Source organism: Plantactinospora sp. WMMB334 (assembly GCF_049179095.1).
GTDB lineage: Bacteria > Actinomycetota > Actinomycetes > Mycobacteriales > Micromonosporaceae > Plantactinospora.
Map to the genome: position 1 here is coordinate 8,205,615 of NZ_JBMHME010000002.1, position 26,160 is coordinate 8,231,774.

Annotated in this window: 23 protein-coding genes and 2 pseudogenes; 14 read left to right on the forward strand and 11 right to left on the reverse strand. The window is 71.4% G+C overall.

From position 1 onward, the window contains the following. Positions 1–43: 43 nt before the first annotated feature. The 3 genes and pseudogenes from ACN27G_RS35750 to ACN27G_RS35760 all read right to left on the reverse strand — a co-directional run bounded on the left by ACN27G_RS35750 (position 44) and on the right by ACN27G_RS35760 (position 2,012). Positions 44–556 carry a MaoC/PaaZ C-terminal domain-containing protein gene (locus tag ACN27G_RS35750; protein ID WP_421497035.1) on the reverse strand — a complete coding sequence of 171 codons (513 nt, stop codon included), beginning with the start codon at positions 554–556 and terminating at the stop codon, positions 44–46. Positions 557–909: 353 nt separating this feature from the next. Beyond that, a pseudogene (locus ACN27G_RS35755) lies at positions 910–1,455 on the reverse strand (GtrA family protein); the annotation flags it as partial. 62 nt (positions 1,456–1,517) lie between these two features. Continuing rightward, on the reverse strand, positions 1,518–2,012 hold the full coding sequence (locus ACN27G_RS35760) for a GtrA family protein (RefSeq protein WP_421497036.1): 495 nt from the start codon (positions 2,010–2,012) through the stop codon (positions 1,518–1,520). A 487-nt stretch (positions 2,013–2,499) separates the two neighbouring features. Between ACN27G_RS35760 and ACN27G_RS35765 the strand changes: the two genes are divergently transcribed. From ACN27G_RS35765 to ACN27G_RS35780, 4 genes are all read left to right on the forward strand, one after another. Further along, a complete protein-coding gene (locus tag ACN27G_RS35765) occupies positions 2,500–4,362 on the forward strand; it encodes a phosphoenolpyruvate carboxykinase (GTP) (protein WP_421497037.1) in 1,863 nt (620 codons plus the stop codon). A gap of 82 nt (positions 4,363–4,444) precedes the next feature. Continuing rightward, a complete protein-coding gene (locus ACN27G_RS35770) occupies positions 4,445–5,341 on the forward strand; it encodes a hypothetical protein (RefSeq protein ID WP_421497038.1) in 897 nt (298 codons plus the stop codon). A gap of 17 nt (positions 5,342–5,358) precedes the next feature. Beyond that, entirely contained in the window at positions 5,359–6,501 is a 1,143-nt protein-coding gene (locus ACN27G_RS35775) for an NAD(P)/FAD-dependent oxidoreductase (protein ID WP_421497596.1), read from the forward strand. Between the two features lie 17 nt (positions 6,502–6,518). Further along, positions 6,519–7,289, forward strand: coding sequence for an isoprenyl transferase (locus ACN27G_RS35780; RefSeq protein WP_421497039.1), 771 nt, complete (start codon positions 6,519–6,521; stop codon positions 7,287–7,289). Between the two features lie 141 nt (positions 7,290–7,430). Here ACN27G_RS35780 and otsB read toward each other — a convergent pair whose 3' ends face one another. The 3 genes from otsB to ACN27G_RS35795 form a co-directional block, all read right to left on the reverse strand. Continuing rightward, on the reverse strand, positions 7,431–8,255 hold the full coding sequence (otsB, locus tag ACN27G_RS35785) for a trehalose-phosphatase (RefSeq protein ID WP_421497040.1): 825 nt from the start codon (positions 8,253–8,255) through the stop codon (positions 7,431–7,433). 175 nt (positions 8,256–8,430) lie between these two features. Continuing rightward, positions 8,431–8,802, reverse strand: a complete 372-nt coding sequence (locus ACN27G_RS35790; protein WP_421497041.1) for a hypothetical protein — start codon at positions 8,800–8,802, stop codon at positions 8,431–8,433. 159 nt (positions 8,803–8,961) lie between these two features. Continuing rightward, entirely contained in the window at positions 8,962–9,402 is a 441-nt protein-coding gene (locus ACN27G_RS35795) for a helix-turn-helix domain-containing protein (protein WP_421497042.1), read from the reverse strand. A gap of 264 nt (positions 9,403–9,666) precedes the next feature. On the opposite strand from ACN27G_RS35795, the gene ACN27G_RS35800 reads away from it, so the two are divergent. The 6 genes from ACN27G_RS35800 to ACN27G_RS35825 all read left to right on the forward strand — a co-directional run bounded on the left by ACN27G_RS35800 (position 9,667) and on the right by ACN27G_RS35825 (position 15,217). Beyond that, positions 9,667–10,008: a hypothetical protein gene (locus ACN27G_RS35800; protein WP_421497043.1), complete on the forward strand. Its 342-nt coding sequence runs from the start codon at positions 9,667–9,669 to the stop codon at positions 10,006–10,008. Between the two features lie 210 nt (positions 10,009–10,218). Then, positions 10,219–10,551 carry a hypothetical protein gene (locus ACN27G_RS35805; protein WP_421497044.1) on the forward strand — a complete coding sequence of 111 codons (333 nt, stop codon included), beginning with the start codon at positions 10,219–10,221 and terminating at the stop codon, positions 10,549–10,551. Between the two features lie 364 nt (positions 10,552–10,915). Next, on the forward strand, positions 10,916–12,334 hold the full coding sequence (locus ACN27G_RS35810) for a PhoH family protein (RefSeq protein ID WP_421497045.1): 1,419 nt from the start codon (positions 10,916–10,918) through the stop codon (positions 12,332–12,334). Positions 12,335–12,643: 309 nt separating this feature from the next. Continuing rightward, positions 12,644–13,333 (forward strand): lytic transglycosylase domain-containing protein, encoded by a 690-nt coding sequence (locus tag ACN27G_RS35815; RefSeq protein ID WP_421497046.1) that lies wholly within the window; start codon positions 12,644–12,646, stop codon positions 13,331–13,333. A 142-nt stretch (positions 13,334–13,475) separates the two neighbouring features. After that, positions 13,476–14,135 carry a rhomboid family intramembrane serine protease gene (locus ACN27G_RS35820; RefSeq protein WP_421497047.1) on the forward strand — a complete coding sequence of 220 codons (660 nt, stop codon included), beginning with the start codon at positions 13,476–13,478 and terminating at the stop codon, positions 14,133–14,135. Between the two features lie 113 nt (positions 14,136–14,248). After that, positions 14,249–15,217, forward strand: a complete 969-nt coding sequence (locus tag ACN27G_RS35825; protein WP_421497048.1) for an NAD(P)/FAD-dependent oxidoreductase — start codon at positions 14,249–14,251, stop codon at positions 15,215–15,217. Positions 15,218–15,266: 49 nt separating this feature from the next. Here ACN27G_RS35825 and glpX read toward each other — a convergent pair whose 3' ends face one another. Next, positions 15,267–16,298 carry a class II fructose-bisphosphatase gene (glpX, locus tag ACN27G_RS35830; RefSeq protein ID WP_421497049.1) on the reverse strand — a complete coding sequence of 344 codons (1,032 nt, stop codon included), beginning with the start codon at positions 16,296–16,298 and terminating at the stop codon, positions 15,267–15,269. A gap of 174 nt (positions 16,299–16,472) precedes the next feature. On the opposite strand from glpX, the gene ACN27G_RS35835 reads away from it, so the two are divergent. After that, positions 16,473–17,153, forward strand: coding sequence for a DUF4245 domain-containing protein (locus ACN27G_RS35835; protein WP_421497050.1), 681 nt, complete (start codon positions 16,473–16,475; stop codon positions 17,151–17,153). A gap of 122 nt (positions 17,154–17,275) precedes the next feature. Further along, a complete protein-coding gene (locus ACN27G_RS35840; RefSeq protein ID WP_421497051.1) occupies positions 17,276–18,043 on the forward strand; it encodes a hypothetical protein in 768 nt (255 codons plus the stop codon). An 87-nt stretch (positions 18,044–18,130) separates the two neighbouring features. On the opposite strand, the gene ACN27G_RS35845 is transcribed toward ACN27G_RS35840, so the two are convergent. Both ACN27G_RS35845 and xseA read right to left on the reverse strand, forming a co-directional pair. Next, the gene (locus tag ACN27G_RS35845; RefSeq protein ID WP_421497052.1) at positions 18,131–18,361 is read right to left on the reverse strand and encodes an exodeoxyribonuclease VII small subunit; all 231 of its coding nucleotides are present in this window, start codon (positions 18,359–18,361) and stop codon (positions 18,131–18,133) included. A gap of 59 nt (positions 18,362–18,420) precedes the next feature. After that, positions 18,421–19,641, reverse strand: coding sequence for an exodeoxyribonuclease VII large subunit (gene xseA / locus ACN27G_RS35850; protein WP_421497053.1), 1,221 nt, complete (start codon positions 19,639–19,641; stop codon positions 18,421–18,423). A 103-nt stretch (positions 19,642–19,744) separates the two neighbouring features. On the opposite strand from xseA, the pseudogene ACN27G_RS35855 reads away from it, so the two are divergent. Both ACN27G_RS35855 and ACN27G_RS35860 read left to right on the forward strand, forming a co-directional pair. Beyond that, a pseudogene (locus ACN27G_RS35855) lies at positions 19,745–20,728 on the forward strand (4-hydroxy-3-methylbut-2-enyl diphosphate reductase); the annotation flags it as partial. Positions 20,729–20,869: 141 nt separating this feature from the next. After that, positions 20,870–21,316 carry a hypothetical protein gene (locus ACN27G_RS35860; RefSeq protein WP_421497597.1) on the forward strand — a complete coding sequence of 149 codons (447 nt, stop codon included), beginning with the start codon at positions 20,870–20,872 and terminating at the stop codon, positions 21,314–21,316. Positions 21,317–21,429: 113 nt separating this feature from the next. On the opposite strand, the gene ACN27G_RS35865 is transcribed toward ACN27G_RS35860, so the two are convergent. After that, positions 21,430–24,705 carry a S8 family serine peptidase gene (locus ACN27G_RS35865; protein ID WP_421497054.1) on the reverse strand — a complete coding sequence of 1,092 codons (3,276 nt, stop codon included), beginning with the start codon at positions 24,703–24,705 and terminating at the stop codon, positions 21,430–21,432. 258 nt (positions 24,706–24,963) lie between these two features. Further along, complete coding sequence (locus ACN27G_RS35870; RefSeq protein WP_421497055.1) at positions 24,964–26,115, reverse strand: DNA recombination protein RmuC; 1,152 nt, start codon at positions 26,113–26,115, stop codon at positions 24,964–24,966. Positions 26,116–26,160: the final 45 nt, after the last annotated feature.

Sequence of the window (26,160 nt, forward strand, 5' to 3'; positions counted from 1 at the left end):
GGGCCCCTCGGCGTACGGCGTGAGGGGCCCGGTCGGGCGGGTGTCAGCCTGCCTGCGCCGGCTCCCGCATCAGGAACCAACCCCGGAACCGGGTCCGCAGTACCTCGCGTTCCGGCTGCCCCCGGGAGTCCAGCCGATCCATGCTCGCGGTCAGCGTGACCGTGCCGAAGCCGGGCCGGGCCGCGGACGGCTTGCTGCCGAGGACGGTCAGCCGGGTCGCCAGCCGGTCACCGGCGCGTACCGGGGCCAACCAGCGCAGCTCCTCCAGGCCCGGCGAGGCGTCCCCGGCGGCCCGGGACAGCACGTGGTCGACGTACGCCCGCATGAAGAGGCTGACGGTGAAGAAGCCGCTGGCGATCAGCCCACCGTGGTGGCTGCGCCGGGCCAGCTCGTCGTCGACGTGGTACCACTGCGGGTCGAAGCGTCGGGCGAAGTCGACCATCTCGCGGCCGTCCACGACGGTCACCCCGAGGTCGAAGGTGCGGCCCGGCGTGAGGTCCTCGAAGAACAGCTCGGCCGGCGCACCGGTCCCCGAGCGGCTCACGACCGTGCTCAACGGGCCGACGAACGCCGTGGGGCGGCGTTCAGTTCGGCGGCAAACTCGGTCTCCAGAGCGTCGTCGTCGAAGGCTGTGTCGTCGAAGGCGTCGTCGTCGAAGGCCGCGTCGATGTTCCCGGCCAACCGGCGGTCCGCGTCCCCGGCCAACCGGCGGTCCGCGTCCCCGGCCTCGGTCAGTTCGCTGACCGCTTCGGCAAGCTCGGCCACCGGGTCGAGTTCGGCCAGCAGGTCGCCGTCCGGCCCGGACTCGGTTCCCGGCCCGGACTGCACCCCTGGCCCGGACCGCGTGTCCGGCCCGGTGGTCTTGCGTACCGCGCCGTCGCCGACAGCGGTGGCATCGGACGCGGATGGCGCGCCCGGGACCGGCGTCGCCGTCGTGACCGCCCGTGCGCTCGTCGCGGCCCGTGCCGTTGTGGCGGTCCGGGCGGTGGTGGCGGTCCGGGCGGTGGCGGCGGCCAGCTTCGGGGACTTGCGGAAGACGAAGGTGCGGTACGACCAGAACCGGAAGACCGTCGCCAGCCCGACGCCTACCGTCTTGGCTACGTTGAGCGCCAGCAGACCGCTGATCCCGAGCCCGTACTTGGCCACCGCGAGAACGCCCAGCTCGATGAGGAGGCCGGCGGCGTTGAAGAGGAAGAAGAGGGCGTATTCGCGGCGCATCGCCGATTTCGGCCGGTCCCGGTAGGTCCAGTGCCGGTTCATCAGGTAGGACGAAACGGTCGCGACGACCGTCGCGACGACATTCGCCTTCAGTTGCCCATCGGCGAACACGGTGAGCGCCAGCGCATTGAACACCGCGTAGTTGACCGCGGCGTTCAAACCTCCGACGGCACCGAATTTCAGCACCTCACGCAGGAACTTCTGCCACCGTTCGGGCAACAGACGGGCGAAACGCATTCGACCACCTTAGGGCAGACGCGGGCGCAGGGTGCGCCGACCGTACGGAGGCAGGTTGTCGGTCACTGCCTCTTGTGACTGTGCGTAATCACGTCCGGCGCGTCGGCAGCCGCCGGCCCGACGAAGACGAAGCGGCGGTAGGACCAGAACCGGAAGAAGGTGCCCAGCGCGGCACCGACGAAGTTGGCCGCGATGTTGTCGGCGACGAGGGACTTGAAGACCCCTGGCCAGATGCTGCCGAGCCCGTAGTGGCTGATCGCCAGGCAGGCGAGGCCGATGCCGAGGCCGACGGCGTTGAAGAAGAAGTACAGCGAGTACTCCCGGGCCATCCCGGAGCGCTCCCGGTGGCGCCACGTCCAGAACCGGTTGCCGACGAACGCGACGGTCGCGGCGATGACCGTCGAGAACGTCTTGGCGGTGAGGGTCTCCCAGCCGAGGCTCGCGTTGGCGAAGTTGAACAGCGCGAAGTCGACCACGAAGGCGACCGCGCCGACCGTGCCGAACTTGCCCAGCTCGTGGATGAGGTGACCGAACCGGTCCAGAAGGCTGCGAAACAAACCGCGTCGCGTGCCCGGCGCAGAGGGCTGTTCGCCGGTGGCGGTCGAAGACACGAGTCGAGCCTACCGGGTGCCGGCCGTCCTCACCGGCCGCTACCGGCGACTCGCGGGTCGGCGGTGGCGGTATCGCCGGCCCGGGGGCGAGTGCTGCGTGGCGTGCAGAGTGAAACTCCACAGCGTCATGACGGCCACGTTTCGCATGTGACCGCCGGGTCATCTGGGGTAGAGGTCAACAGTGAGGATGCCGTGACGCATTGCGATTGCGTCGCAGGATTTGCGTGAAACTGCGCATGGGAGCGAGTAAAGAATCGTCTTGCGGCAGCGGGAGCGCATCTTGTGCAGTTCTTCACAACCAGTCTCGCTGCCCCGAACGCTCGATCGGTTTACGCTGACGGAAATCCCAGGCTTTCACAAGGCGACGCGGTCGCCGGCCCTGTCGGCACCGTACGCCCTGTAATCGGTCAGCGCCGACCAAAGGAGAGAACTCATGGCCGCTCCGGCTACTATCCGGGGTCTCGATCAAGCTCCGACACGCCATCCGAAACTACTCGCCTGGGTCAAAGAGGTAGCCGAACTCACCAGCCCTGACCAGGTCGTCTGGGCAGACGGCTCGGAGGAGGAATGGCGGCGCCTCACCGACGAACTGGTCGACTCCGGCACGCTGGTGCGGCTCGATCCCAACCGGAAGCCCAACTCCTTCTGGGGACGTACCGACCCCAACGACGTGGCACGGGCCGAGGACCGCACCTTCATCTGCTCGGTCGACGAGGCCGACGCCGGGCCGACCAACAACTGGATGGCCCCGGCGGAGATGAAGCGCATCATGACCGACCTCTACCGGGGTTCGATGCGCGGTCGCACCATGTACGTCATTCCGTTCTGCATGGGCCCGCTCGAGGCGGAGAAGCCCATGTTCGGTGTCGAGATCACCGACAGTCCGTACGTCGTCGCGTCGATGCGCATCATGACCCGGATGGGCGCGGCGGTGCTGTCCGGGATGGGCGAGGACGCGGACTTCGTGCACGCGTTGCACTCCATCGGCGCCCCGCTGGAGCCAGGACAGCCGGACGTGGCGTGGCCGTGCAACGACACCAAGTACATCTCGCACTTCCCGGAGACCCGGGAGATCTGGTCCTTCGGCTCCGGCTACGGCGGCAACTCGCTGCTCGGCAAGAAGTGCTACTCGCTGCGGATCGCCAGCGTGATGGCCCGGGACGAGGGCTGGCTCGCCGAGCACATGCTCATCATGAAGCTGACCTCGCCGGAGGGGACGGTCAAGTACGTCGCCGGCGCCTTCCCGTCCGCCTGCGGCAAGACCAACCTCGCGATGCTCGAGCCGAGCATCCCCGGCTGGACGGTCGAGACCATCGGCGACGACATCGCCTGGATGAAGTTCGGCCCCGACGGCCGGCTCTACGCGGTCAACCCCGAGTACGGGCTCTTCGGGGTGGCGCCCGGCACCGGCTGGGACACCAACGCGAACGCGATGCGCACGATCGACCGGGGCAACTCCATCTTCACCAACGTCGGGCTGACCGACGACGGCGACATCTGGTGGGAGGGGATGAGCGAGCAGCCGCCGGCCCACCTCATCGACTGGAAGGGGCGGGACTGGACGCCGGAGAGCGGCGAGCTCTCCTCGCACGCCAACAGCCGGTTCTGCACGCCCCTGTTGCAGTGTCCGATCGTGGCGGACGAGTTCAACGACCCGAACGGCGTACCGATCGACGCGATCCTCTTCGGCGGGCGGCGCAGGGACACCATTCCGCTGGTCACCGAGGCCCGGGACTGGGTGCACGGCGTCTACATGGGTGCGACGCTCTCCTCGGAGACCACCGCCGCCGCCTCCGGCCAGGTCGGCGTCGTCCGCCGGGACCCGATGGCGATGTTGCCGTTCATCGGCTACCACGGCGGCGACTACTTCCGGCACTGGATCGAGATGGGCAAGGGCACCGACGGCGACGAGTCGAAGCTGCCGAAGATCTACTACGTGAACTGGTTCCGCAAGAACGCCGACGGTGACTTCATCTGGCCCGGCTTCGGCGAGAACTCCCGGGTGCTGAAGTGGATCGTCGAGCGCATGGAGGGCCGGGCCGAGGCGGTCGAGACGCCGATCGGCTTCGTACCGGCGCCCGGCGCGCTCGACGTCGAGGGGCTCGACATGAGCCCGGAGGACCTGCGGATCGCCACCCGGGTCGACGTCGAGGAGTGGCGAGACGAACTGCCGATGATCACCGAGTGGTTCGAGAAGTTCGGCGACAAGCTGCCGGGCGTGCTCTGGGCCGAGCTCGACGCGCTGCGGGCCCGCCTCGACGACGAGGCGATCCGGGTCGGCGTCGACCAACGCTGAGGCGTTAGGAAGGGCCCCCTGTACAACAGAAAACGATAAGCGGGGGCCCTTCCTTACACCGCGGTCGGGCATTATCGACGGCATGACGGGGGGCGCGGCGGCGAAGCTTCGGCGGTCGGCCGCCGTCCGGCTGCTGAGCTGGCTGCTCGCCGCGACCGCCGCGGCCACCGTCGCGGTCGACGTGCTCAACTGGTGGTACGCCACGGACCGCGGCTTCGGACTGGCGGTACGCAGCGGCTGGGCCCTGCTGCGCACGATCGGCTTCCTGATCCTGATCCGGCACGTCCGGCGGGGCCGTGCCGGTGCCCGCCCGCTCGGGCTGATCCTCGCGGTGACCACGGTCTTCGCGGTCGGCCGGCTGATCGTGCCCCGGGCCGGTGTGCCCGCGCTGCCGGGGGTGCTCGGCTTCGCCGTGCTGGCCGTGCTCTGCGGCTGCGTGGTGTGGCTGCTCTACCGGTCCCCCGCGCTCCGGGAGCATCTGGTCCGGCATCCCGGCCGGCTGGTCCTGGACCGCCGGGGCATTTCCTGGCAGGAGGTCGCCCCGCGCCGGCCACCGGTGACCGGTTGGCTGCTCACCGCCCGGGTCGCGGCGTTCACGTACGCGCCGCTGACCCTGGTGCCGTGCCTGGTGGCAATCGGCACGATCCTCGACGGCCGGCTCGTCGCGGTGCCTACCGTGGTGCTGTGGTTCGGCATCGGCATCGGGGTCAGCTACGCCGTGCTGTTCAGCACCTTCTTCCTGCTCCGGGGCAGGGCCTGGGCGGCCCGGCTGCTCGTGTTGATCACCGTCGGGGTGATCGCGGTCGATCTTGCCTTCTGTTGGCTGCTGCTCGGGGTCGACGGGCTGGTCCGGGACGGCGTACCGCTGGTGATGGCCGCCGCACTCACCCTCTACGCACTGCGCCGGGGCGGCCGGGCCGCCCGGGACGGCGGCGCGTCGGAGAGTCCCGTCGCCGCCGCTGCCGCCCGTCCGGGTTGAGGTGAGGTGCGGTGGAGATCGTCGACGTCGCGGTGGTGGGTGCCGGGCCGGCCGGGGCCAGCGCCGCGCTGGCGGCCCGCCGGGCGGGAGCGAGTGTGCTGCTGCTGGACCGGGCCGACTTTCCCCGGGACAAGGCGTGCGGGGACGGGATCGCCGCGCACGCGCTCGACGTACTCGAAGAACTGGGTGTCACCGACGCGGTGGCCGGCTACCGGCCGGTGCCGGCGCTGCGGCTGGTGGCGCCCGGTGGCGGCCACGTGGCGCGGCGGCTGCCGCGGCCGGCGTACACGGTGCCCCGCCGGGTCTTCGACGCCCGGCTGGTGGCGGCGGCGCAGGCAGCCGGCGCGGAGCTGCGCCGGCACGTGGTGCGGCGGATCGAGCACTCCGGCGACCGCGTCGTGCTCGACGGCGGGATCGCCGCCCGGGCCGTGGTCGGTGCGGACGGCGCCGGGTCGGTGGTCCGGCGGGCGCTGGGCCACGGTGCCAACCCGGACGGCCACCTGGCGCTGGCGATCCGGGGGTACGCCCCGGACGCCTCCGGCGCGGCCGAGCAGCGGATCGTCACCTCGGCCGCGCACTGGCCGGGCTATGCCTGGTCGTTCCCGATCGGTGACGGCCGGGCGAACGTCGGGTACGGCGAGGTGCTGGCCGGCCGGCCACTGCGCCGGGCGGAGCTGCTGGAACGGCTCGCCGCGCTGCTGCCCGAACTCGAACCGGGGACCGTCACCGGGCTGCGGGCGCACCACCTGCCCCTCTCCACCCGCCGCCCGGCGCCGGGCCGGGGCCGGATCGTGCTCGCCGGCGACGCGTTGTCGCTGATCAACCCGTTCACCGGCGAGGGCATCTTCTACGCGGTGCTCTCCGGGGCGCTGGCCGGGGCGGCGGTCGCCACGGCGCCGCACGCCGCCGCCGACCGGTACGCCGCCGCGCTGCGGCACCGGCTGGGGCGGCACCTGCGGGACAGTTCGGCAGTGAGCTGGCTGGCCCGGCGGGCGGCGGTCGTCGACGGGGTGGTCCGGGCCGCGGATCGGGACGCCCGGGTCTTCCGGGTCCTGGTCGAGCTGGGGCTGGGCGACGGCCGGCTGGACGGCCGGACGATGACCAGGGTGGCCGGCGCGGTGGTCGGCTCGGCCGGCCGGCACTTCCATCGGCGCTTCTGATCGGTACGCTGCAGGGGATGAGTCTGCGCGACCTGATCTACTCGGTGTATGAGCGTCGTCTGACGGCAAAGCTCGCCGGTAAGCCCGTGCCGAAACATGTCGGAGTGATGTGCGACGGCAACCGGCGCTGGGCCAGGGAGATGGGGTATGTCGACCCCAACGACGGGCACCGGGTCGGCGCAGCCAAGATCAAGCATCTGCTGGGCTGGTGCGACCAGGCCGGCATCGGTCATGTCACGCTCTACCTGCTCGCCACCGACAACCTGCGCCGGCCGGCCAGCGAGCTGGACCCGCTGGTGCAGATCATCGAGGACCTGGTGGTCGAGCTGGCCGAGGAGGGCAACCCCTGGCGGCTGCGGATGGTCGGCGCGCTCGACCTGCTGCCGGCGCAGACCGCCATCGCGCTCAAGTCGGCCGAGGAGCGCACCCAGGACCGCAGCGGCGGGGCGCAGGTCAACATCGCGGTCGGCTACGGCGGCCGGCGGGAGATCGCCGACGCGGTCCGCTCGCTGCTCTACGAGCACGCGGCGGCCGGCGGCACCCTGGAGGAGCTGGCCGAGGTGCTCGACGTCGACCACATCGCCGAGCACCTCTACACCCGGGGGCAGCCCGATCCCGACCTGGTCATCCGGACCAGCGGCGAGCAGCGCCTCTCCGGTTTCCTGCTCTGGCAGTCCGCCCACTCCGAGTTCTACTTCTGCGAGTTGAACTGGCCGGATTTCCGGCACGTCGACTTCCTGCGCGCGCTCCGGTCGTATGCGACCCGGCAGCGTCGCTACGGCGCATAGCCGGGTAACGGGAGTCCGGGTAACGGGAGTGCCGACTGCGGCGCATGAGCCAGGGCAGTGCCGCCGCGGCGCATGGCCGGCGGAGTCCAGGCGAGCGGCGGGCGTGGGGCGTTCGGTGTGGGGTGCGCCGGCCGTCAGCCGTCAGGTCAGCCGGTGCAGGGCCTCGGTGAGGAAGTCGCCGAGGGCTTCCGGGGACTCGATGTCCAGGTCGGCGGCGGTGGAGACCTCGTCGCCGGTCTCGGGGTTGGCGACGGCGACGCAGACCCCGAAGAAGTCCGGGTCGGCCGCCTCCCGCGCCCGCAACGCCGCGAACGCCTTGATGTCCGAGACGTCGTCGCCGAAATACCACGCACAGCCGGCGTCCCGGACCGCCTCGTCGATCACCATGCCCTTGTCCCGGTCGACGGGCGGCTTGAGCTCCAGCACCATCCGGCCGACCTGGACCCGCAGGCCGAGCCGCTCCGCCTGCTCCCGGCCCCAGGCCTCGACCTGCTCGGCGAGGTGCGGCGCGGTGCGGTAGTGCAGGGCGACGGAGAGCCGCTTGTATTCCACGAGCGTCCCGTCGGGGAGCGCCGCCCGGGCACGGTCGGCCAGCTCGGCCATGGTGGGCACGAACGGCAGGGCGGCCTCCTCGGTGATGATCTCCCCGGAGGCGAGCTGGTGCTCCAGCCCGTAGAGTCCGTAGATGTCCACCCCGGGAGTGCTGGCGAAGCGCTCCCGGAGGAACTCCACCGGCCGGGCCGAGACGATCGCCACCCGCTGCACCACCTCGGTGAGGGCGGAGATCGCGGCGAGCGCCTTCGGCGCCGGCTCGACGGTCGTCGGATCGTCCCGGACCGGGGCGAGGGTGCCGTCGAAGTCGAAGAAGAGGACGCAACTGCCGGCCCGCTCGGCGGTCGCCCGCCATGCCTGCTCGGCGGTCAGGGAACGGGTCGGGGGCTCGCTACCCGCGTTGATCGGCCGCACGGGCGTCAGCGTACCCCGGCGGGTTGCCGCCGCAGACCTCGAAGCGAAAACGTCTCACCCGAAGGGGGCGGCAACCCCACGTGTCATCGCTCGGGTTGAGGCGAACATCACTTCCGTCGAGGCGGCAACCTCGTTCGTCGCGGTGGCGACCCGCCGGAGTACGGCCTTGCTGCTCTCAGTCGTCGCCGCCGAGCATGGCCCGGCGGCCGTGTAGCCGGGGTCCGATCGGCACCACCGCCGAGTCGTGGCCACGGCTCAGCAGGTAGCCCTCGACGAAGCCGGCGTTGTGGTCCCCGGTGTTCCTGTCGAGCTCGTTCATCCGGGAGGTGAGGTAATCGGTGAGTGCGGTGATGCGCGCGTTGAGTCGTTCGTGTAGATCGGCTACGACGGCCAGGACGGTGGCGGTGCCGGCGGTGGTGACGGCGAGCGCATTCACCAGGAACGGCACGCCGTCGCCGCCGTGTGCCGCCCCGACCACGACGTTCGCAGTCACGCACAAGGTCAGGGAAACCGCCGCGACAACGACAGCCATCCACTTCAGGGTCATGGCTGACCCTCCTTCTGTCCCGCAGGGCTGAATTCGGCCTTGTCCCGTCCCCCCGCCGACGACGAGCCCAAGCAGTACGAAGAGGGACGTTAGCGCGACTGATTGGTTCCTGGAGCTGATTGGATGGGACTCATGCGCTAAGTTGCGCCATCTGAGTAACTACCCAACTTGCCTTCGCCCTTTTCGGGCATCGCGGGGCAGAGGCGGGCGATACGCTAGATAGCGGATGGTCTCCCGAATGTGGAACTTCTCCGCGTCCGAGACGTTAGGGTCGACCAGCCGGCGCAGCAGCGCCTCGACGTCCGGATCCATCGGCGGGGCGCTGGGAGCCGGCCGGGACGGGGTGGTCCGGTCCCAGCCGAGCACTCCGAAGGCGACGGTCGGGTCCAGTCCCAGGCCGTCGCAGAACGCCACCACCCGCTCGGCCTCGGGGTCGCTGGCCCACTCGCCGCGGACCCAACGGTTGATGGTCTGGCGGGACACGCCGGTGCGCCGGGAGACCTCGGTGCCGGTCCAGGCGCGGGTCGCGCGGGCGTCGTCCAGTGCCTTGCGTACGAAGGCAGCGAACGCGATCTTCCGTCCGTGGGCGCGGTCCGGCACCTGGTGACGGTACGGCCAGGGGTCCGACTCCGGGGGGACTGTTACCGTCGTGTACTGCGTGCGTGACAACGGCTCACTTTCCCGGCGCGCGGTGTTCTTGCTTGTGTTGAGGGGCGTCACGTGGCAACAATAGGTGTACGTAGGTGTGGGGGTAATCAGACGAAAAGCTGATACTGTCACGCGTACGGTACGTCCTACCGTGTGTCTCGTGCTTGAGACGTTTCGTGCTCACGAGGGCCATGCCTTCGTGACAGGAGGAGTCCGGTGACCGAACTAGCAACCCGGGCCCAGGCATTCGGTCTGATCGCCGACGGCGTCGCCGCCGGTCTCAGCGCGCCGTGGCGGCTCTACCTGGCGCGCGGCTGCCGCTACCTCTCGCTGAACGTCGGCGACCGCGGGGAGTGGAACTCGTGGCGTGCCCATCTCGGCTGTCCGGAGCTGAGCGTCCGGGTCTACGACTCCGGTGGCGAGATCCGGCGGGCCTCGGTCGCCGAGGTCGTGCTGGACGGCTGCCGGATCAGTGTCGAGCTGGTCGAGGAGGTGAGCACGGACGATCTCGACCGGTTGCTCGTCTCCGACCCGACCCTGGACCAGGAGGAGACGTGACCGGCCGCGACCGGGAGCGGGGAGGGCCGCGACCCGGGGAAGACCGGAGCGGGCGCGGGGACGACCGGAGCGGCCGGGCGGGCCGGCCCGGCAGGGGAAATCCAGGCATCGACGAGCGGAGCGAGGAGACTGCGTGAGCGAGAGTTGCGAGCGAACCGGCCGGCTCAGGCCCCGAACCCATGGCGTCTGCGGGCGGAGCGGGGAGACGGCGTGAGTCCCTTCTTCGTGATCTTCGTCCTGCTCCTGCTCATCTCGGCCAGCTACGCGGCCGGACGGTTGCACGGCCAGCTCAGCTACCGGCTCGGTTACCGCTTCGGTTACCGGCAGGGGTACTTCGACGGGGACCGGGGAGCCTGGAACCGTCGGCGTAGGGAGGCGCAGGCGGCCATCGCCTCGGTGTTGGCGGTGCCATCACCCAGCACACCGCACATCGCCCACACCGTCGTAGGTCAGGGAACGACGTATACGGGCGCCTCTTTCGCGGGGACCGCGACCAACGGCGGACGGCACTCCACCGACGCCCTCGCCGGTCGGAACATCTGACCGGCGGCGCGGTGGGGTGAGCGGTCACCCGCGAGCACGGTGCGCAGGCCCGTCACGGGCCGGCACCGTCGGGATCACGTCAGACCGGTGACGGTGATCCCACCGGCCGGGATGCGCGCAGGGGGCATGCATCCCGGCCGGTCCGCCGCCGGACGCCGTGCGAAGTCGCACAGGTCCGTGCCCTAGCCCAAGCCGGCGTCTCCCGGTTAGCGTCTACGCATGGCACGGGGCCGTCCCGAGCCAGCCGGCCGGCCCGGACTCTGCGACTTGCACGCGCCACGGGGCCCGCATCCGACCCCGTGTCTCCGGGCACCGGACGAGGCGGAACGCGGGTGGACGGGTGCACACCCGCCGGAGCAGGCCTGTGACGACTCGCCGTACCACCCCTCGGGCCGACGACCAGAACCCGGCCGCCACCAGGACCCCGGGCCGGGCCAGGAGCGCCCGCCGCACCCGGACGTCCGAGCCGGCTGCCAGTGCGGAGCCCGCACCAGAGCGCCGTGCCTACGTGCTGGACACCTCCGTGCTGCTCTCCGATCCCGGCGCCTTCCACCGGTTCGCCGAACACGAGGTCGTGGTGCCGCTCGTGGTCATCTCGGAGCTGGAGGGGAAGCGTCACCATCCGGAACTGGGTTGGTTCGCCCGGCAGTCGCTGCGGTTGCTCGACGAGTTGCGGGTGAGGCACGGCCGGCTGGACCAGCCGGTGCCGGCCAACGACTCGGGTGGCACATTGCGGGTGGAGCTGAACCACGCCGACGACACGGTGCTGCCGCCGGGGTTCCGCACCGAGTCCAACGACACCCGGATCCTCTCCGTGGCCCTCAACCTGGCCGCCGAGGGGCGGGAGGTCACGCTGGTCAGCAAGGACATGCCGCTGCGGGTCAAGGCGGCCTCCGTCGGGCTGACCGCCGACGAGTACCGGCACGGCCAGGCCAGCGATCCGACCTGGACCGGCATGTCGGAGCTGGAGTTGGGCGAGGAGCAGGTCAACCAGCTCTACGAGGGTGCGGCGCTGGACCTCGACGTCGCGGCCGGCCTGCCCACGCACACCGGACTGGTGCTGCACTCGCCGCGCGGCTCCGCGCTCGGCCGGGTGCTGCCGGACAAGACCGTACGCCTGGTCCGCGGTGACCGGGAGGCGTTCGGACTGCGTGGTCGGTCGGCCGAGCAGCGGGTCGCGCTCGACCTCCTGCTGGACGAGTCGATCGGGATCGTCTCGCTCGGCGGCCGTGCCGGCACCGGAAAGTCCGCGCTGGCTCTCTGTGCCGGGTTGGAGGCGGTGATGGAGCGCCGCCGGCACCGCAAAGTCATCGTCTTCCGCCCGCTCTACGCGGTCGGCGGCCAGGAACTGGGCTATCTGCCCGGCTCGGAGGCGGAGAAGATGTCGCCCTGGGCCCAGGCGGTCTTCGACACCCTCGGCGCGGTGGTGCACGAGAACGTCATGGACGAGGTGCTCTCCCGGGGGATGCTGGAGGTGCTGCCGCTGACCCATATCCGGGGCCGGAGCCTGCACGACGCCTTCGTCATCGTCGACGAGGCGCAGTCGCTGGAGCGCGGGGTGCTGCTCACCGTCCTGTCCCGGGTGGGGCAGGGCTCCCGGGTGGTGCTGACCCACGACGTCGCCCAGCGGGACAACCTGCGGGTCGGCCGGCACGACGGCGTGACGGCGGTGATCGAGGCGCTGAAGGGGCATCCGATCTTCGCGCACGTCACCCTGACCCGGTCCGAGCGGTCCCCGATCGCCGAGGTGGTCACCGACCTCCTGGAGGACATCCCGCTCTAGCCGGACGCACGAGGATGTTCGGCCCGAGAGAGAGTGTGATCTGTCCAATTTTAGGGTGATTAGTGGCGTGACCCAGTTCACAAATCTTGCCACTCCTTTCCCGGTGGTCCCATCTTGCGCAATCGTGTCCTTCGAGCGCCCACGTCCCGGCGGGAACGACTGAAGATCATTTCTTCCACCGGGGCGGAGGCACCGACGGACAGCGGTCGGTCGGGGTCGCGGCCCACCGGGCCGGGGCGCTCGCGGCGTGACCAGGGGCCTTCAGGTCCGGGCGGCGCCGCGTCCCTGTCCCCGACGAGAGGACCACCTGTGAGTCGGCTGTGGAGCCGGTTCGGTGTCCGGGGAGTCGCCGTCGCCCTGCTCCTGGGGGGCGTCGGCGGCGGTTACTACCTCGGTGAAGACCGGAAAGCGCAGCAACACAGCATCGAGGCCGAGTCGGCGTTCGACGCGCAGCAGGCCGAGTGGGACCTGATCCGTGAGCGGCACGCGGCGCACCTGCGGGCCACGGCCGAGCAGCGGGCCGCCGAGGCGGAGGCCGCGCGCAAGGCGGCCCAGGTCGCCAAGGCGGCTGCGGAGCGGGCCAGGAAGGCGGAGGAGGCCGCCAGCCGCAAGCGCGAACGCGAGAAGCAGGAGAAGAAGGAGGCGGAGGAGGCGACGAAGCCCTACACCGGGCCGATCCCCGCTTCGTGCAACGAATACAGCGGCAACCGCAAGATCGGCTGTGCACTGCTCCTGGACCGGGGCTTCGCGCTCGACGAGATGCCCTGCCTGGACAAGCTCTTCACCAAGGAGAGTGGCTGGAACCACAAGGCCCAGAACAGGTCGACCGGCGCCTACGGCATCCCGCAGGCACTGCCGGGCAACAAGATGGCCTCGGTCGGCAGTGACTGGAAGACCAGCCCGGCGACCCAGATCAAGTGGGGGCTGGGCTACATCAAGGGCCGCTACGACACGCCGTGCGGCGCCTGGACGTACTTCCAGAACGAGGGCTTCTACTGAGCCGTACGCCCGCGCGGGGCGGGGCCCGGACCGACCGACACCGGTCCGGGCCCCGCCCTCTCGGCCCCGCCCCGCCCCGTCGTCCCGCCCTCGCGACCTGCTTCGGTGGCGGTTGCCCGCGGAAGCTGATAGCAACGTCAGGGTGACGTTCGATCCGTTGTCCCGCGGTAACGACCCGAACCGGTTCGGCACCGAAGCCTTCTACGCGGCACTCGGCCGTGCCTTCGTGGCGATGTGCGCCGTCGTGCCGGTGCTCTTCGTGATCGAGGCGCTCGACGTCTGGCTGAACGCCGGATTCGACACCGCCGCCGGGATCATGCCCCGGAGCATCGCCGGGCTCGACGGCATCTTCTTCGGGCCGTTCCTGCACCACGGCTTCGACCACCTCTACAGCAACAGCATCCCGCTGATCCTCCTCGGCACCTTCGTGCTGGCCACCGGGGCGCGGCGGTTCCTCTACTCCACCCTTCTGATCATGTTCGTCAGCGGGCTCGGAGTGTGGATCACCGGATCGCCGCGGACCGTCGTGGTCGGCGCCAGTGGAGTGATCTTCGGCTATCTCGGCCTGCTCTTCATGCGCGGCATCGTCGAACGGAGCTGGTGGAACTTCGGCGTGGTGCTGCTGGTCGGGCTCCTCTACGGCTGGCAGCTGCTCGGGGTGCTGCCCACCGACGAGCCGATCTCCTGGCAGGGGCACCTCTTCGGCCTGCTCGGCGGCCTGGTGGCCGCGGTGGTGTTCCGGCGGCGCCGCCCCCGCGACGACGACCCGTACCGGTCGGAGTCGACGCTGACCCTGCCCTGACCAGGGAACCACCCGGGAGTGGGACGGCTATTGCTTCGATGCGTGCTCTCCGCCTACGGTCGGATCGGCAGAGCCGTTGATCAGTCCGTGGTCGGAGAGCGACGGGTGAGCACATGCGTGAGGTCGATGTCGCGATAATCGGGGCCGGCCCCACCGGGCTCTTCGCCGCCTACTACGCCGGGTTCCGAGGGCTTTCGGTCGCGCTCGTCGACGTGCTGCCCGAGCCGGGTGGGCAGATCACCGCGATGTACCCGGAAAAGATGATCTACGATGTCGCCGGGTTCCCCTCGATCAAGGGGCGCGACCTGGTCGCCAACCTGGTCACCCAGGCGGACGCCTTCGGCCCCGAATACCTGCTCGGGGTACGCGCCGAGAAGCTGTCGTACCTGGACGGCAGGCCGGTGCTGAGCCTGGCCAACGGCGACATGCTGCACTGCGGCGCGATCATCGTCACCGCCGGACTGGGCAGCTTCACCCCCCGACCGCTCCCCGCCGCCGAGAACTTCGTCGGCAGCGGCATCGTCTTCTTCGTACCGCAGCTCGCCGAGCTCGCCGGGCAGGACGTGCTGATCGTCGGCGGCGGCGACTCGGCGTTCGACTGGGCGCTGGCGCTGCACCCGCTGGCCCGGTCGGTCACCCTGGTGCACCGCCGGGAGAGGTTCCGGGCGCACGCCGCCACCGTCGACCGGGTACGCGACCTGCCGGTACGCATCGTGGTCAACGCCGAGGTGACGCGGTTGCGCGGCGACGGCGCGGTGACCGGCGCCGACATCGTGGTGAAGGGCGGCACCACCGAGACGCTCCCGGTCGACACCGTGGTCGCCGCGTTGGGCTTCACCGCCGACCTCGGCCCGCTGACCGAGTGGGGACTGACCCTCGACAGACGGCACATCCGCGTCGACAGCACCATGCTGACCAATTTGCCCCGGGTCTTCTCCGCCGGCGACATCACCGAATATCCGGGCAAGGTCCGGCTGATCGCCACCGGCTTCGGCGAGGCCGCGACCGCCGTGAACAACGCGGCCGTGATCATCGATCCGGCCGCGCACCTCTTCCCGGGTCATTCCTCCGACGCGGGCTGACCCCGGCCGTGGGCTGAGCCGGGTCGTGCCGACCCGGGATCGACCTCGGTCACTCCTGTTCGGCCAGAGGGCGGCCGTCGAAGTCGACCGCCGAATAGAGCGCCAGCTTCTCCAGCCGGTGGTAGGAGTCGATCACCCGGATGGTGCCGCTCTTCGAGCGCATGACGATCGACTGCGTGTACGCGCCACCGGCCCGGTAGCGGACCCCGCGCAGCAGGTCGCCGGAGGTGATCCCGGTGGCCACGAAGAAGGCGTTGTCCCCGGTCACCAGGTCGTCGGTGCAGAGTACCCGGTCCAGGTCGTGCCCGGCGGCGATCGCCTTCTCCCGCTCCTCGTCGTCGCGGGGCCAGAGCTTGGCCTGCATGACCCCGCCCATGCACTTCAGCGCGCACGCGGCGGTGATGCCCTCCGGGGTGCCGCCGATCCCCATCAGCACGTCGACCCCGGACTCTCCCCGGGCGGCGGCGATGGCACCGGCGATGTCGCCGTCGGAGATGAACTGGATGCCGGCGCCGGCCCGCCGGATCTGCTGCACCAGCTCCGTGTGCCGGGGGCGGTCGAGCACGCAGACCGTCACGTCGGAGACCTCGGTGCCCTTGACCTTGGCGATCCGGCGCAGGTTCTCCACGGCTCCGGCGTTGATGTCGACGGCGTCCGCGTAGACCGGCCCGACGGCCAGCTTCTCCATGTAGAAGACGGCGCTCGGGTCGAACATGGCGCCGCGTTCGGCGACCGCCAGCACGGCCAGGGCGTTCGGCATCCCCTTGCTCATCAGCGTGGTCCCGTCGATCGGGTCCACCGCGACGTCGACCTCCGGGCCGGTGCCGTCGCCGACCTGCTCGCCGTTGAAGAGCATCGGGGCGTTGTCCTTCTCGCCCTCGCCGATCACCACGACCCCGCGCATCGGGATCGAGTTGATCAGTTTGCGCATGGCGTCGACGGCCGCGCCGTCGCCACCCTCCTTGTCGCCCCGGCCGACCCACCGGCCGGCGGCCATCGCCGCTGCCTCGGTGACCCGGACGAGGTCGAGAGCCAGGTTGCGGTCCAGGTTCTGTGGCACCCGGGTCCTGGTGTTGGTCATGTCGGCTCCTCCTCGCGGCACTGCGGGGTGGCCCGGCACAGCGTGGCGCGCCGCCGGCCTCGTCAGAATCCTGACACGCTGGTCAACGTAACGCCGGTTCGGGGTGCCGGTGGCCCGGATCGCGGTAACCGGCACCGGGAGGGTTGTCCGGACCAGGGCTGTCAAGATAGAGGCGTGAACTCCACCGCCCAGCCCGCCGACCGTACCCCGGAGAACCAGACGCTGGCCGAACCCGCCGCCGCCCCGGAGGCCCGAGCTGACGCGGAGGCCCGAGCTGACCCGGAGGCTCGGGCCGGCGCGGACGCCCGGGCCGCGGCGGCGGCCGACCAGGTCGTCCCGGCCGCGATCCGGTCGCAGCGGTCGACCAGGGACATCGTGATCTCCCTTCTGGTACTGCTGGTGCCGATCGCCCTCGTGATCGGCTTCGGTCGGCTCGTCCTCGGGGCGGACCAGCCGGTGCTGGTCGATCCGACGCCGGCGGTGCGGCAGGCCAGGGCTGCCGGGGCCTTCCCGGTCAGCGAACCGGCCGGCCTGGGCGAGGGCTGGCGCACCGTCACCGCCGACTTCCGGCGGGAGGCGGCGGGTGCGACCCTGCGGATCGGCTACCTCAGCCCGGACGGCGACGGGGTGCAACTGGTGCAGAGCAGCCTGCCCGCCGACGGGCTCCTGCCGGCCGAACTGACCCGGGACGGGCGGCCGCGCGGCGTCGTCGAGCTGGGCGGGCGCGGTTGGCAGCGCTACACGGCCCGCCCCGGCGAGTCCGCACTCGTCCTGCTGGAGCCCGACCGGACCGTGCTGGTGGTGGGCCAGGCGCCCGAGAGCGAGCTGCACCGGGTCGTCGTCGCCCTGCGGTAGCCGTCCTCCGCCGGTACGCTGCGTGCCTGGACACCTGGTGGGCGCGCGACGCCTGCCGGGCCACATTCTGGGGAGGAACGACAGTGACAATCCGACGGTGGGGCGTCGCTACGCTCGCTGCTGTGGCCCTGTTCGCGCCGGCTCTGGCGGGCTGTACGGACAAGGGCAGCGAGCCGGGCACATCGGGCTCCGGCACGCCGGCGGTGCCGGCGGACGCCAAGGAGGCGCTGCTCGCGTCGACCAAGGAGATCACCGAAGGTAACTTCAGGTTCAGCATGAAGGGTGCCGATCTCGACGGCCAGGGCGTCGTGCACAAGCCGAGTAAGAGCGCCCAGATGACCATGAAGGCCGGCGAGGGCGAGTTCTCCATGGACATGGAGATCATCTACATCGAGCCCGACAGCTGGGTGAAACTGTCGATCACCGGTGCCGAGGGCGTGCCGGGGCTGGAGAGCCTCAACTCCGGCAAATACCAGCATCTCGACCAGTCCAAGATCAAGGGCACCGGCGGCCTCGGCTTCACCTTCAAGGACGTCGACCCGGCCGGCAGCGAGGCGCTGACCAGGGCCGTCGTCGACGTGCAGAAGACCGGCGAGGGCACCTACACCGGCACCATCGACCTGACCAGGGCGACCGGCGCCGGCATGGTCAACGAGGACTCGGTCCAGCTGCTCGGCGCCGAGGCGACGAATCTGCCGTTCGAGGCGAAGCTCGACGCGGAGGGCCGGCTCTCCACGATGACCATCAAGCTCCCGGCGGTCGGCGGCGGCACCGCGCAGGAACTCACGGTCAGCTACTCCGACTACGGTGCGGCGAGCCCGGCCACCGCACCGCCGGCCAGCGAGGTGGTGGAGGCGTCTCCGGAGACGTACGAGCTGTTCGACAAGTGAGCACCGGCCGAGCTGGCGGTCGGCAGGGTTGCTGAACCCACAGGTCGGGTGGGCCCGGGTCAACTCGGCTCGGGCGGGCCGGCGGGGTCAGCCTGGCGTGGACTCCCGGGCCTGGCGGACGGTGTCGATCCGTTGCCGGGCCCCGTCCAGCCAGCCCTGGCAGATCTCGGCCAGCCGCTCGCCCCGCTCCCAGAGCGCCAGCGACTCCTCCAGCGAGGTGCCACCGGCCTCCAGGCGTTCGACGACCGAGGCCAGCTCGGCCCGGGCCTGCTCGTAACTGGGTCCGTCGCCCGGACTGTTCACAGGTTCGTCAGTCATGGTGGTTCCATCTCAGCACACCGTCCCCGGAGGCGAACCCGCGTACGCCCGTTCGCCGGCTACGGTTCGACGACGGCGGTCAGTTCACCCTCGGCGAGGCGTACCCGCAGCCGGTCGTCGGGGGCCACGTCGCCGGGTGCGCGTACGACGTGTCCGTCGGCGCGCTGCACGATGGCGTACCCCCGGTGCAGGGTGGCGGCCGGGGAGAGCGCCCGGAGCCGCGCCAGGGTGTGCCGCAGCTCACCGGTTGCCGTGCCGAGCCGGTGCTGCACGCACCGGGCGGCCCGGTCCCGCAGCGCGGTCACCTCGGCGCTCCGCTGGTCGAGCAGGATCTCCGGCCGGGCGAGCGCCGGCCGGGAGCGCCACGCGTCGAGCCGGTGCGTCTCCCGGTCGACGAGTCCGATCATCGCCCGGTCGAGCCGGTCCCGGGCCATCCGGATCAGCCGGCTCTCCTCGCCGAGATCCGGCACGATCCGCTTGGCGGCGTCGGTCGGCGTCGAGGCGCGCAGGTCGGCGACGTAGTCGACCAGGGGCGCGTCGGTCTCGTGCCCGATCGCGCTGACCACCGGGGTCCGGCAGCCGAAGACCGCCCGGCACAGTGCCTCGTCGGAGAAGGGGAGCAGGTCCTCGACGCTGCCACCACCCCGGGCCAGCACGATCACGTCGATGCCCGGGTCGGCGTCGAGCACCTTGAGCGCGTCGATGATCTGCGGTACGGCGGTCGGCCCCTGCACCGCCACGTTGACGGTCCGGAACCGCACCGCCGGCCAGCGGCGCCGGGCGTTCGTCAGCACGTCCCGCTCGGCCGCCGAGGCCCGGCCGGTGATCAGGCCGATCCGGCCGGGCAGGAAGGGCGGCCGGCGCTTGCGCGCCCGGTCGAAGAGCCCTTCGGCGGCGAGCAGCTTCTTCAGCTTCTCCAGCCGGGCCAGCAGCTCGCCCAGCCCGACCTGGCGGATCTCGTCGGCCCGCAGGCTGAGCGTGCCCCGGGCGGCGTAGAACTCGGGCTTGGCGTGCAGCAGGACCCGGGCTCCCTCGGCCAGTTCCGGAGCGCCGGCGTCCAGCACGTCCCGGTTGGTGGTGACGGTGAGGCTGAGGTCGGCCGACGGGTCGCGGAGGGTGAGGAAGACGGTCGACGCCCCGGGGCGGCGGCTGAGCTGCGCCACCTGACCGTCCACCCACACCCAGCCCAGCTTGCCGATCCAGGCGCTCAGTTTCTGGCTGACCACCCGCACCGGCCAGGGCTCGTCGGGCGTACTGCGGGGGATCCCGGCCTCGGTCATCGGGCCAGCCTACGGCCGCCGCCGTGCCGCGGCCTGCCGGGCGGTTGACCGGCGGCAGAACTGCCACGCGGGTGGAATCCCCGGCGGAACGTAGACTGGGCGGGTGACCGAGGCTCAGGAGACATCCCAGACCGGTAAGCGTGTCCTGTTGGCCGCGCCCCGTGGCTACTGTGCCGGCGTCGATCGCGCGGTGCAGACCGTGCAGGAGGCCCTCAAGCTCTACGGTGCGCCGATCTACGTCCGCAAGCAGATCGTGCACAACAAGCACGTGGTCTCCACCCTTGAGCGGCAGGGCGCGATCTTCGTGGAGGAGAACGAGGAGGTGCCGGAGGGCTCCATCGTGATCTTCTCCGCGCACGGGGTGGCGCCGGAGGTCTACGAGCAGGCGAAGACCCGTTCGCTGCGGGCGATCGACGCCACCTGCCCGCTGGTCACCAAGGTGCACCACGAGGCCCGGCGGTTCGCGGCGGACGATTACGACATTCTGCTCATCGGTCACGAGGGGCACGAAGAGGTGATCGGCACCTCGGGAGAGGCGCCCGCGCACATCCAGCTCGTGGACGGCCCGGAGGAGGCCGACAAGATCACCGTACGGGACCCGTCGAAGGTGGTCTGGCTCTCCCAGACGACGCTGTCGGTGGACGAGACGATGGAAACCGTCGCCCGGCTCAAGCGCCGGCTGCCGCTGCTCCAGTCCCCGCCGAGCGACGACATCTGCTACGCCACGCAGAACCGGCAGCACGTGGTGAAGGAGATCGCCGCAGACTGTGACGTGGTGATCGTGGTCGGTTCCCGCAACTCGTCGAACTCGGTCCGGCTGGTCGAGGTGGCGGTGGACGCGGGCGCCCGCGCCGGCCACCTGGTCGACTACGCCTCGGAGATCTCCGACGAGTGGCTGGCCGGGGCGGGCACGGTCGGCGTGACCTCCGGAGCGAGCGTCCCCGACGACCTGGTCATGGAGGTGCTCGATCATCTCGCCGCGCGCGGCTTCACCGACGTGACCGAGGTGACCACGGCGGAGGAGCGGCTGACCTTCTCCCTGCCCCAGGAGCTCAAGCGCGACATGAAGGCGGCGGCGGCCAGGGCGGCGGCGGAGCGGGCCGAGGTCGAGCGGGCCGAGGTCGAGCGGGCCGAGGCGGAATCGTTCGCGGCGAGCGGCGCCAACGGCTGACCGGCCGGGGGCGGCGTGGCACGGAACGAGCGACGGGTCGTGGGCGTCCAACCCAGCATGCGGATGCGGTGGATCGCCGGTGTCGTGCTCGCCGGCGGGCTGGCCCTCGGCGCCTGTGCGGACTCCGGCTCGACGCCGCCGGACGGAGCGGAGGGAAGCCCGGTGACCCCCAGCGCCCAGCCGGATCCGACCGCCACCGGCCCGACCCCCGGCGGCCCGACCGGCCCCGACCCGACGGTCCCCGGCAATCCGACGGCGGTCACTCCGACCCGCCCGCCGCACGGCGGGGCACCGCCCAGCGGTGCGACCACGCTGAGCGGCACCGTCCGGGCCGGCGTCGAGCCCAACTGCGTCCTCCTGGAGAACTATCTGCTGGTCGGCGGGCCCCGGGACGTGCTCGTCCCCGGCGCGCGGGTGACGGTGACCGGCGAGGTGCGGCCCGGCCTGATGACCACCTGCCAGCAGGGCACCCCGTTCATGGTGCGGGACGCGACCCGCAACTGACCCCGCCGGCCCGGCACTGTCCGAGGTGACCGCGAATCGCCCGGTGCGGACGACGGAGCGGGGCCCGCCCCAGGCTGGGACGGGCCCCGTCTCGGTCGTGCCGACCGCCGGACTCAGTCCACCTCGCCGATCGTCACCAGGGCGGTGCCGACCACGGCACCCTCCACGGTGACCACCCGCAGCTCACCGGAGAGCTGCCGCCCGGCCGGCGGGACCTCCTGCGCGGTCACCGATCCGGTGATGGTGGTCGCGCCCCGGTACGGCAGCGCGTCGTAGTTCGCCGGTACCGACAGGTTGCCGAGGGCGGGCGAGAAGTACACGTCCCGGTAGTCGAACTCGGTGCTGCCGGCCGGCACCGAGTACCCGTCGATCTCGATCTCGTAGGTCCCCGCCGCCGGGTTGGTCAACGAGACGGACTCCTCGGAGTCGCCGTCGGCGTCGTACGCCACCCGGACGCCGTCCTTGTAGACGTAGAGGTCGAGATCGGCACTCACGTCGCTGGTGTTGCCGATCGCCACGTCGAACCGGCTGGCCCCGGCCGGCACCGTCACCTCGTACACCAGGGTCTCGTGGTGGCCGATGCTCGGCCGGCTCGCGCTCGTGCTGCCGAGCGGCCCGCCCGAGCCGGTGACCACGACCGGACCGAAGGAGTTGCTCACCTCCCAGGTGACCGGGGTCGGCTCCCCGGCGACCACGCTGGGCAGCTCGACCACGGCCGGCTCGACCTCGACACCCTGGATCCGGGCCTGGAGCTGGTACGGGTTGCCCAGCAGCGGCGACGTACGCCGCGACTCCACCTCGATCTCCCAGACGCCGGGGATCGGGTTGTCGTACGACCGCTCCTCCGGCTTGCACGCGGCGGCGTCGGAGAAGTTGGTGAAGCAGGCCGTGCTGGCGGTGCTGTCCATCGGGATGCCCCACGGGTTGACCGCGATGAACCGGGTCTGCGAGCCGGGGGCGATGCCGGAGAGGTTGACCTGCAACGACCCGGCACCCTCCGGCACCGTGACGAAGTAGGTCCGGAAGAGGTTGCGGTCCACGGTGCCACCGGCCGAGAAGGAGAAGTCCTTCTTCTTCGGCACCTCGGCGATGGTGACGGCGTTCATGAACTCGAAGTCCACCGCCGGGGTCGCCGGATCGTCGACCTCGATGATCGCGCTGTGCACCCCGACGCCCGCCTTCGCCTCGACGGTGAACGAGACGGTCCTGCCCAGCGGCAGGTCGACGTGCTTGGGCACCTTGCGGAAGACCCTGCCGGCGTCGCCGACCAGCCGCAGCGCGTGCCGGACCGTACCCTTCGGCCCGCTGGTCCGGGTGAGCTTCACCTTGTAGGTCTTGACCACGCCCGGCCGCTGCCCGCCGTCGCCGATGGCGCACCGGTTGTAGATCCCGGTGCCCCGGTCGGGGGTGGCCAGCAGGTCCGAGAGCGGGGTGCAGACCGGCGCGTCGACGGTGTAGCCCCGGGTCTCGATCGCGGCGCCGGCCAGCAGTTGCCAGGCGGCCGGGACGTCGAGCTGGCCGTTGCCCTGGCCGTGCGCGGGCACGCCGGCGATCCAGGACGCCGACGAGTAGACCGCCCGGCGCAGCGCGGCCGTGGTGACCAGCTTGCGGTTCGCCTTGGCGGCCGAGAGCAGCAGCGCGAGGCCGCCGGTCACCTGCGGCGCGGACATCGAGGTGCCGTTGAGCATCTGGTACCCGGGCGGCAGCGGGTAGCCCGCCTCCGGCACCGGGTTGCCCGGCAGCCAGAGCGGGGTGGTGGAGATCGCCGAGCCGGGTGCGGTGATGTTCGGCTTGAAGCCGCCGTCCTCGCGCGGGCCGCGCGAGGAGAAGTAGAGCAGCTGGTACGGCGTGCGGGTCTCGGAACCGTAGTTCGCCAGGTAGGTCTCCTGGCTGATCCCGGCGGCGACGCTGACGATGTCGGTGACCGTGGACGGGTCGCCGATGGTGTTGATCCCGGGGCCGGAGTTGCCGGCCGAGAAGACGAGCTGCACGCCGAGTTCGTTGATGATCCGGCCGTAGAGCTCGGCCCGCAGGTCGCTGCCGTCGTTCAGCGGCCCGAGACCGCCGATCGAGACGTTGACGACGTCCACGTCCCGGTTGATCACCATCTCGACGATGCCGTCGGTAAGCGCGGCGAAGGTGCAGCCGCCGCCCCAGGTGCAGGCGCGGCCGGAGACCAGCGTGGCGCCGGGCGCCCCGCCGTCCAGGTCACGGTTGCCGAACATGTCGTTGGCGGCGGTGATGCCGGCGACGTGTGAACCGTGCGCGTCCTCGACCAGGCCGATGTTGACGAAGTCGTACGCCCCGGGCAGCCCGGCCGGGGTGGTGTCCACGTCCTCGCGGAACTCGACCACGAACGGGGTCTGTTCGCGTACCGGGGTCTCCGGCTTGTCGGTGCCGAAGTGGCCGACGTCGTAGCGCTGCGCGTACGGGCGCATCACCGCGTCGTCGGTGAAGTCCTGGTTCTGGTTGACGTCGACCCGGATGTCGTGGCTGGTGGGGTCGTAGAGGATGCCGAACTGGTCGCTGGTGTCGCCGTCCCGGTTGACGTCACCGCCCGGCTCGCTGCCCGCGGTGATCGCCTCCGAGAAGCGGTTGATCCGGTACGTCCCGGCCGGCGCCGTCCAGGTGGCGCCCGCGTAGCCGAAGCTCGGGCCGGTCACCTCGTCGCGCATGATGCGCCAGGTCGCGTCGCCGTCGAAGAGCGGGTCGGTGGCGGTGAACCAGTCGACTATCTTGCGCTCGCCGGTCGAGGTGGTCTGCAGCGCCGGGTGGTCGAGGTCGACCCCGGTGTCCATGATGCCGATGGTGACGCCCCGGCCGTCCCAGCTCGGATGGGCGGCCTTGAAGTCCACCGCACCGATCTCGTGCGTCGGCATGTACGGGTTCCGGGCCGGGGTGTCGGCACCGGGACCGGCCACCGCCGCCCTGGCCTGCGCCCGCGCCTTCGCCTGTGCCGGGGTGGGGGTCGGCTCGGGATCCGGCATCCTGATCTTGTCGTCGAGGTCCACCGCCGCGACGCCGGGCAGCGTCGCGGCGGCCGGCACGGCCGAGGTCGGCACGCTCGCCCGGAGGTAGCCGACCTCGTCGGCCCGCTTGGCGACGGCACCGCCGAGTTTCCGCAGCCCGGTCACGACCGAGGCCGACCGGCCCCTCTCGGCCGCGATGAGCAGCGTCACCCGGGCCTCGGCGCGGGACTTCGCCTCGGCGAGCAGCTCCAGGTCGCGCGGACCGAGGGTGTCGGTGGGATCGGTCTTCAGCGTCTCGGGTGCGGCGGTCGGATCGGCGCTCGCCGGGGTGGCGTTGGCCAGGGTCAGGCCGCTGAGGGTCAGCACCGAGGCGAGTGCCCCGGCACAGGTCCGTCGACGCCAGGTGTGGGATCTACTCACGTTCATGTCCTCCGCGAGGAACAGGGCCCGGCAACGCAGGGCACACGTGACCGGAATCCTCGTTCTCGGTACGCGTGCCTGTCACTATGGACCTGCGCGTTGTGACCTCCCCGTGACCTGAACGGACCGGTCGGCGGAACACCGGCGCGGATCGGCGTCGATGGCCGACCATTCGGGTGTCCGAACCGGACGCCCCGGGCCGAGGTGTTAGGAAGGGCCCCCGCTACAACAGAAAACGATAAGCGGGGGCCCTTCCTTTCAGTTGTCGAGCAGTTCGGGGGCCTGTGGCTGGCGTGGGGCGGCCTCGACCTGCGGCGGTGCCGGCAGGTCGTCGCCGGCCACACCCAGCTCGGCGAGCTTGCGCGCGCTGACCAGCACCCGCGCCTCCAGCGAGCCGACCGCGCGGTTGTACGCGGTCACCGCCCCGCCGAGCGCGCCGCCCAGCTTGGACACGTGCTCGCCGAGGGTGCCGAGCCGGCCGTACAGCTCGCGGGCGAGCGTGTGCACCGCCACCGCGTTGCGGGCCAGCGCCTCCTGCCGCCACGAGTACGCGACGGTACGCAGCAGTGCCACCAGGGTGGCCGGGGTGGCCAGCACGACGTTGCGGGCGAAGGCGTGCTCCAGCAGCGTCGGGTCGCGTTGCAGCGCCACGTCGAGGAACGGGTCCGCCGGCACGAAGAGCACCACGAACTCGGGGGCCTGGTCGAAGGCGGCCCAGTAGGACTTGGCGGCGAGCGAGTCGACGTGTGCCCGCAGGTGCCGGGCGTGCGCGTCCAGGTGCCGGTCCCGGCCGTGCTCGTCGCGCGCCTCCATCGCGGTCAGGTAGGCGTCGAAGGGCGCCTTCGCGTCCACCACCACCGAGCGGCCGCCGTGCAGCCGGACCACCAGGTCGGGGCGGACCCCCTGCTGGTCGGTGGTTGCCGTGACCTGCTCGGAGAAGTCGCAGTGTTCCAGCATCCCGGCCGCCTCGACGACCCGGCGAAGCTGGTGCTCGCCCCACCGGCCGCGCACCTGGGGCGCGCGCAGTGCGGCGACGAGCTGCTTGGTCTCGGTACGCAGCTCGCCGGAGACCGCCGTCATCGAGCGCACCTGCTCGCGCAGCTCGGCGTAGGCGTCGACCCGGTCGTGCTCCAGCTCGGCGACCCGCTGCTCGTAGCGGCGCAGGGTCTCGTGCAGCGGCGCCACCGCCCGGGCCACCGCCTCCTGCGACTGGGCGGTCGCCTCGTAGGAGAGCGCCCGCATCGACTGCTCCAGCCGGCCCTCGCCGTCCCGGGTGGCCCGCAGGGTCGCGTCGAGCCGGGCGATCTGCGCGCCCGACCGGGCGGTCGCGGCGAGCCAGCCGATCACCCCGCCCGCGACGAGGCAGACGATCACCACGGCGAGGGTCGAGAGGTCCACCTCACAGAGCATGCCAGGCGCCCGGCCGGCCGGTGCGGTCCCTCGCCGGGGCTGGGT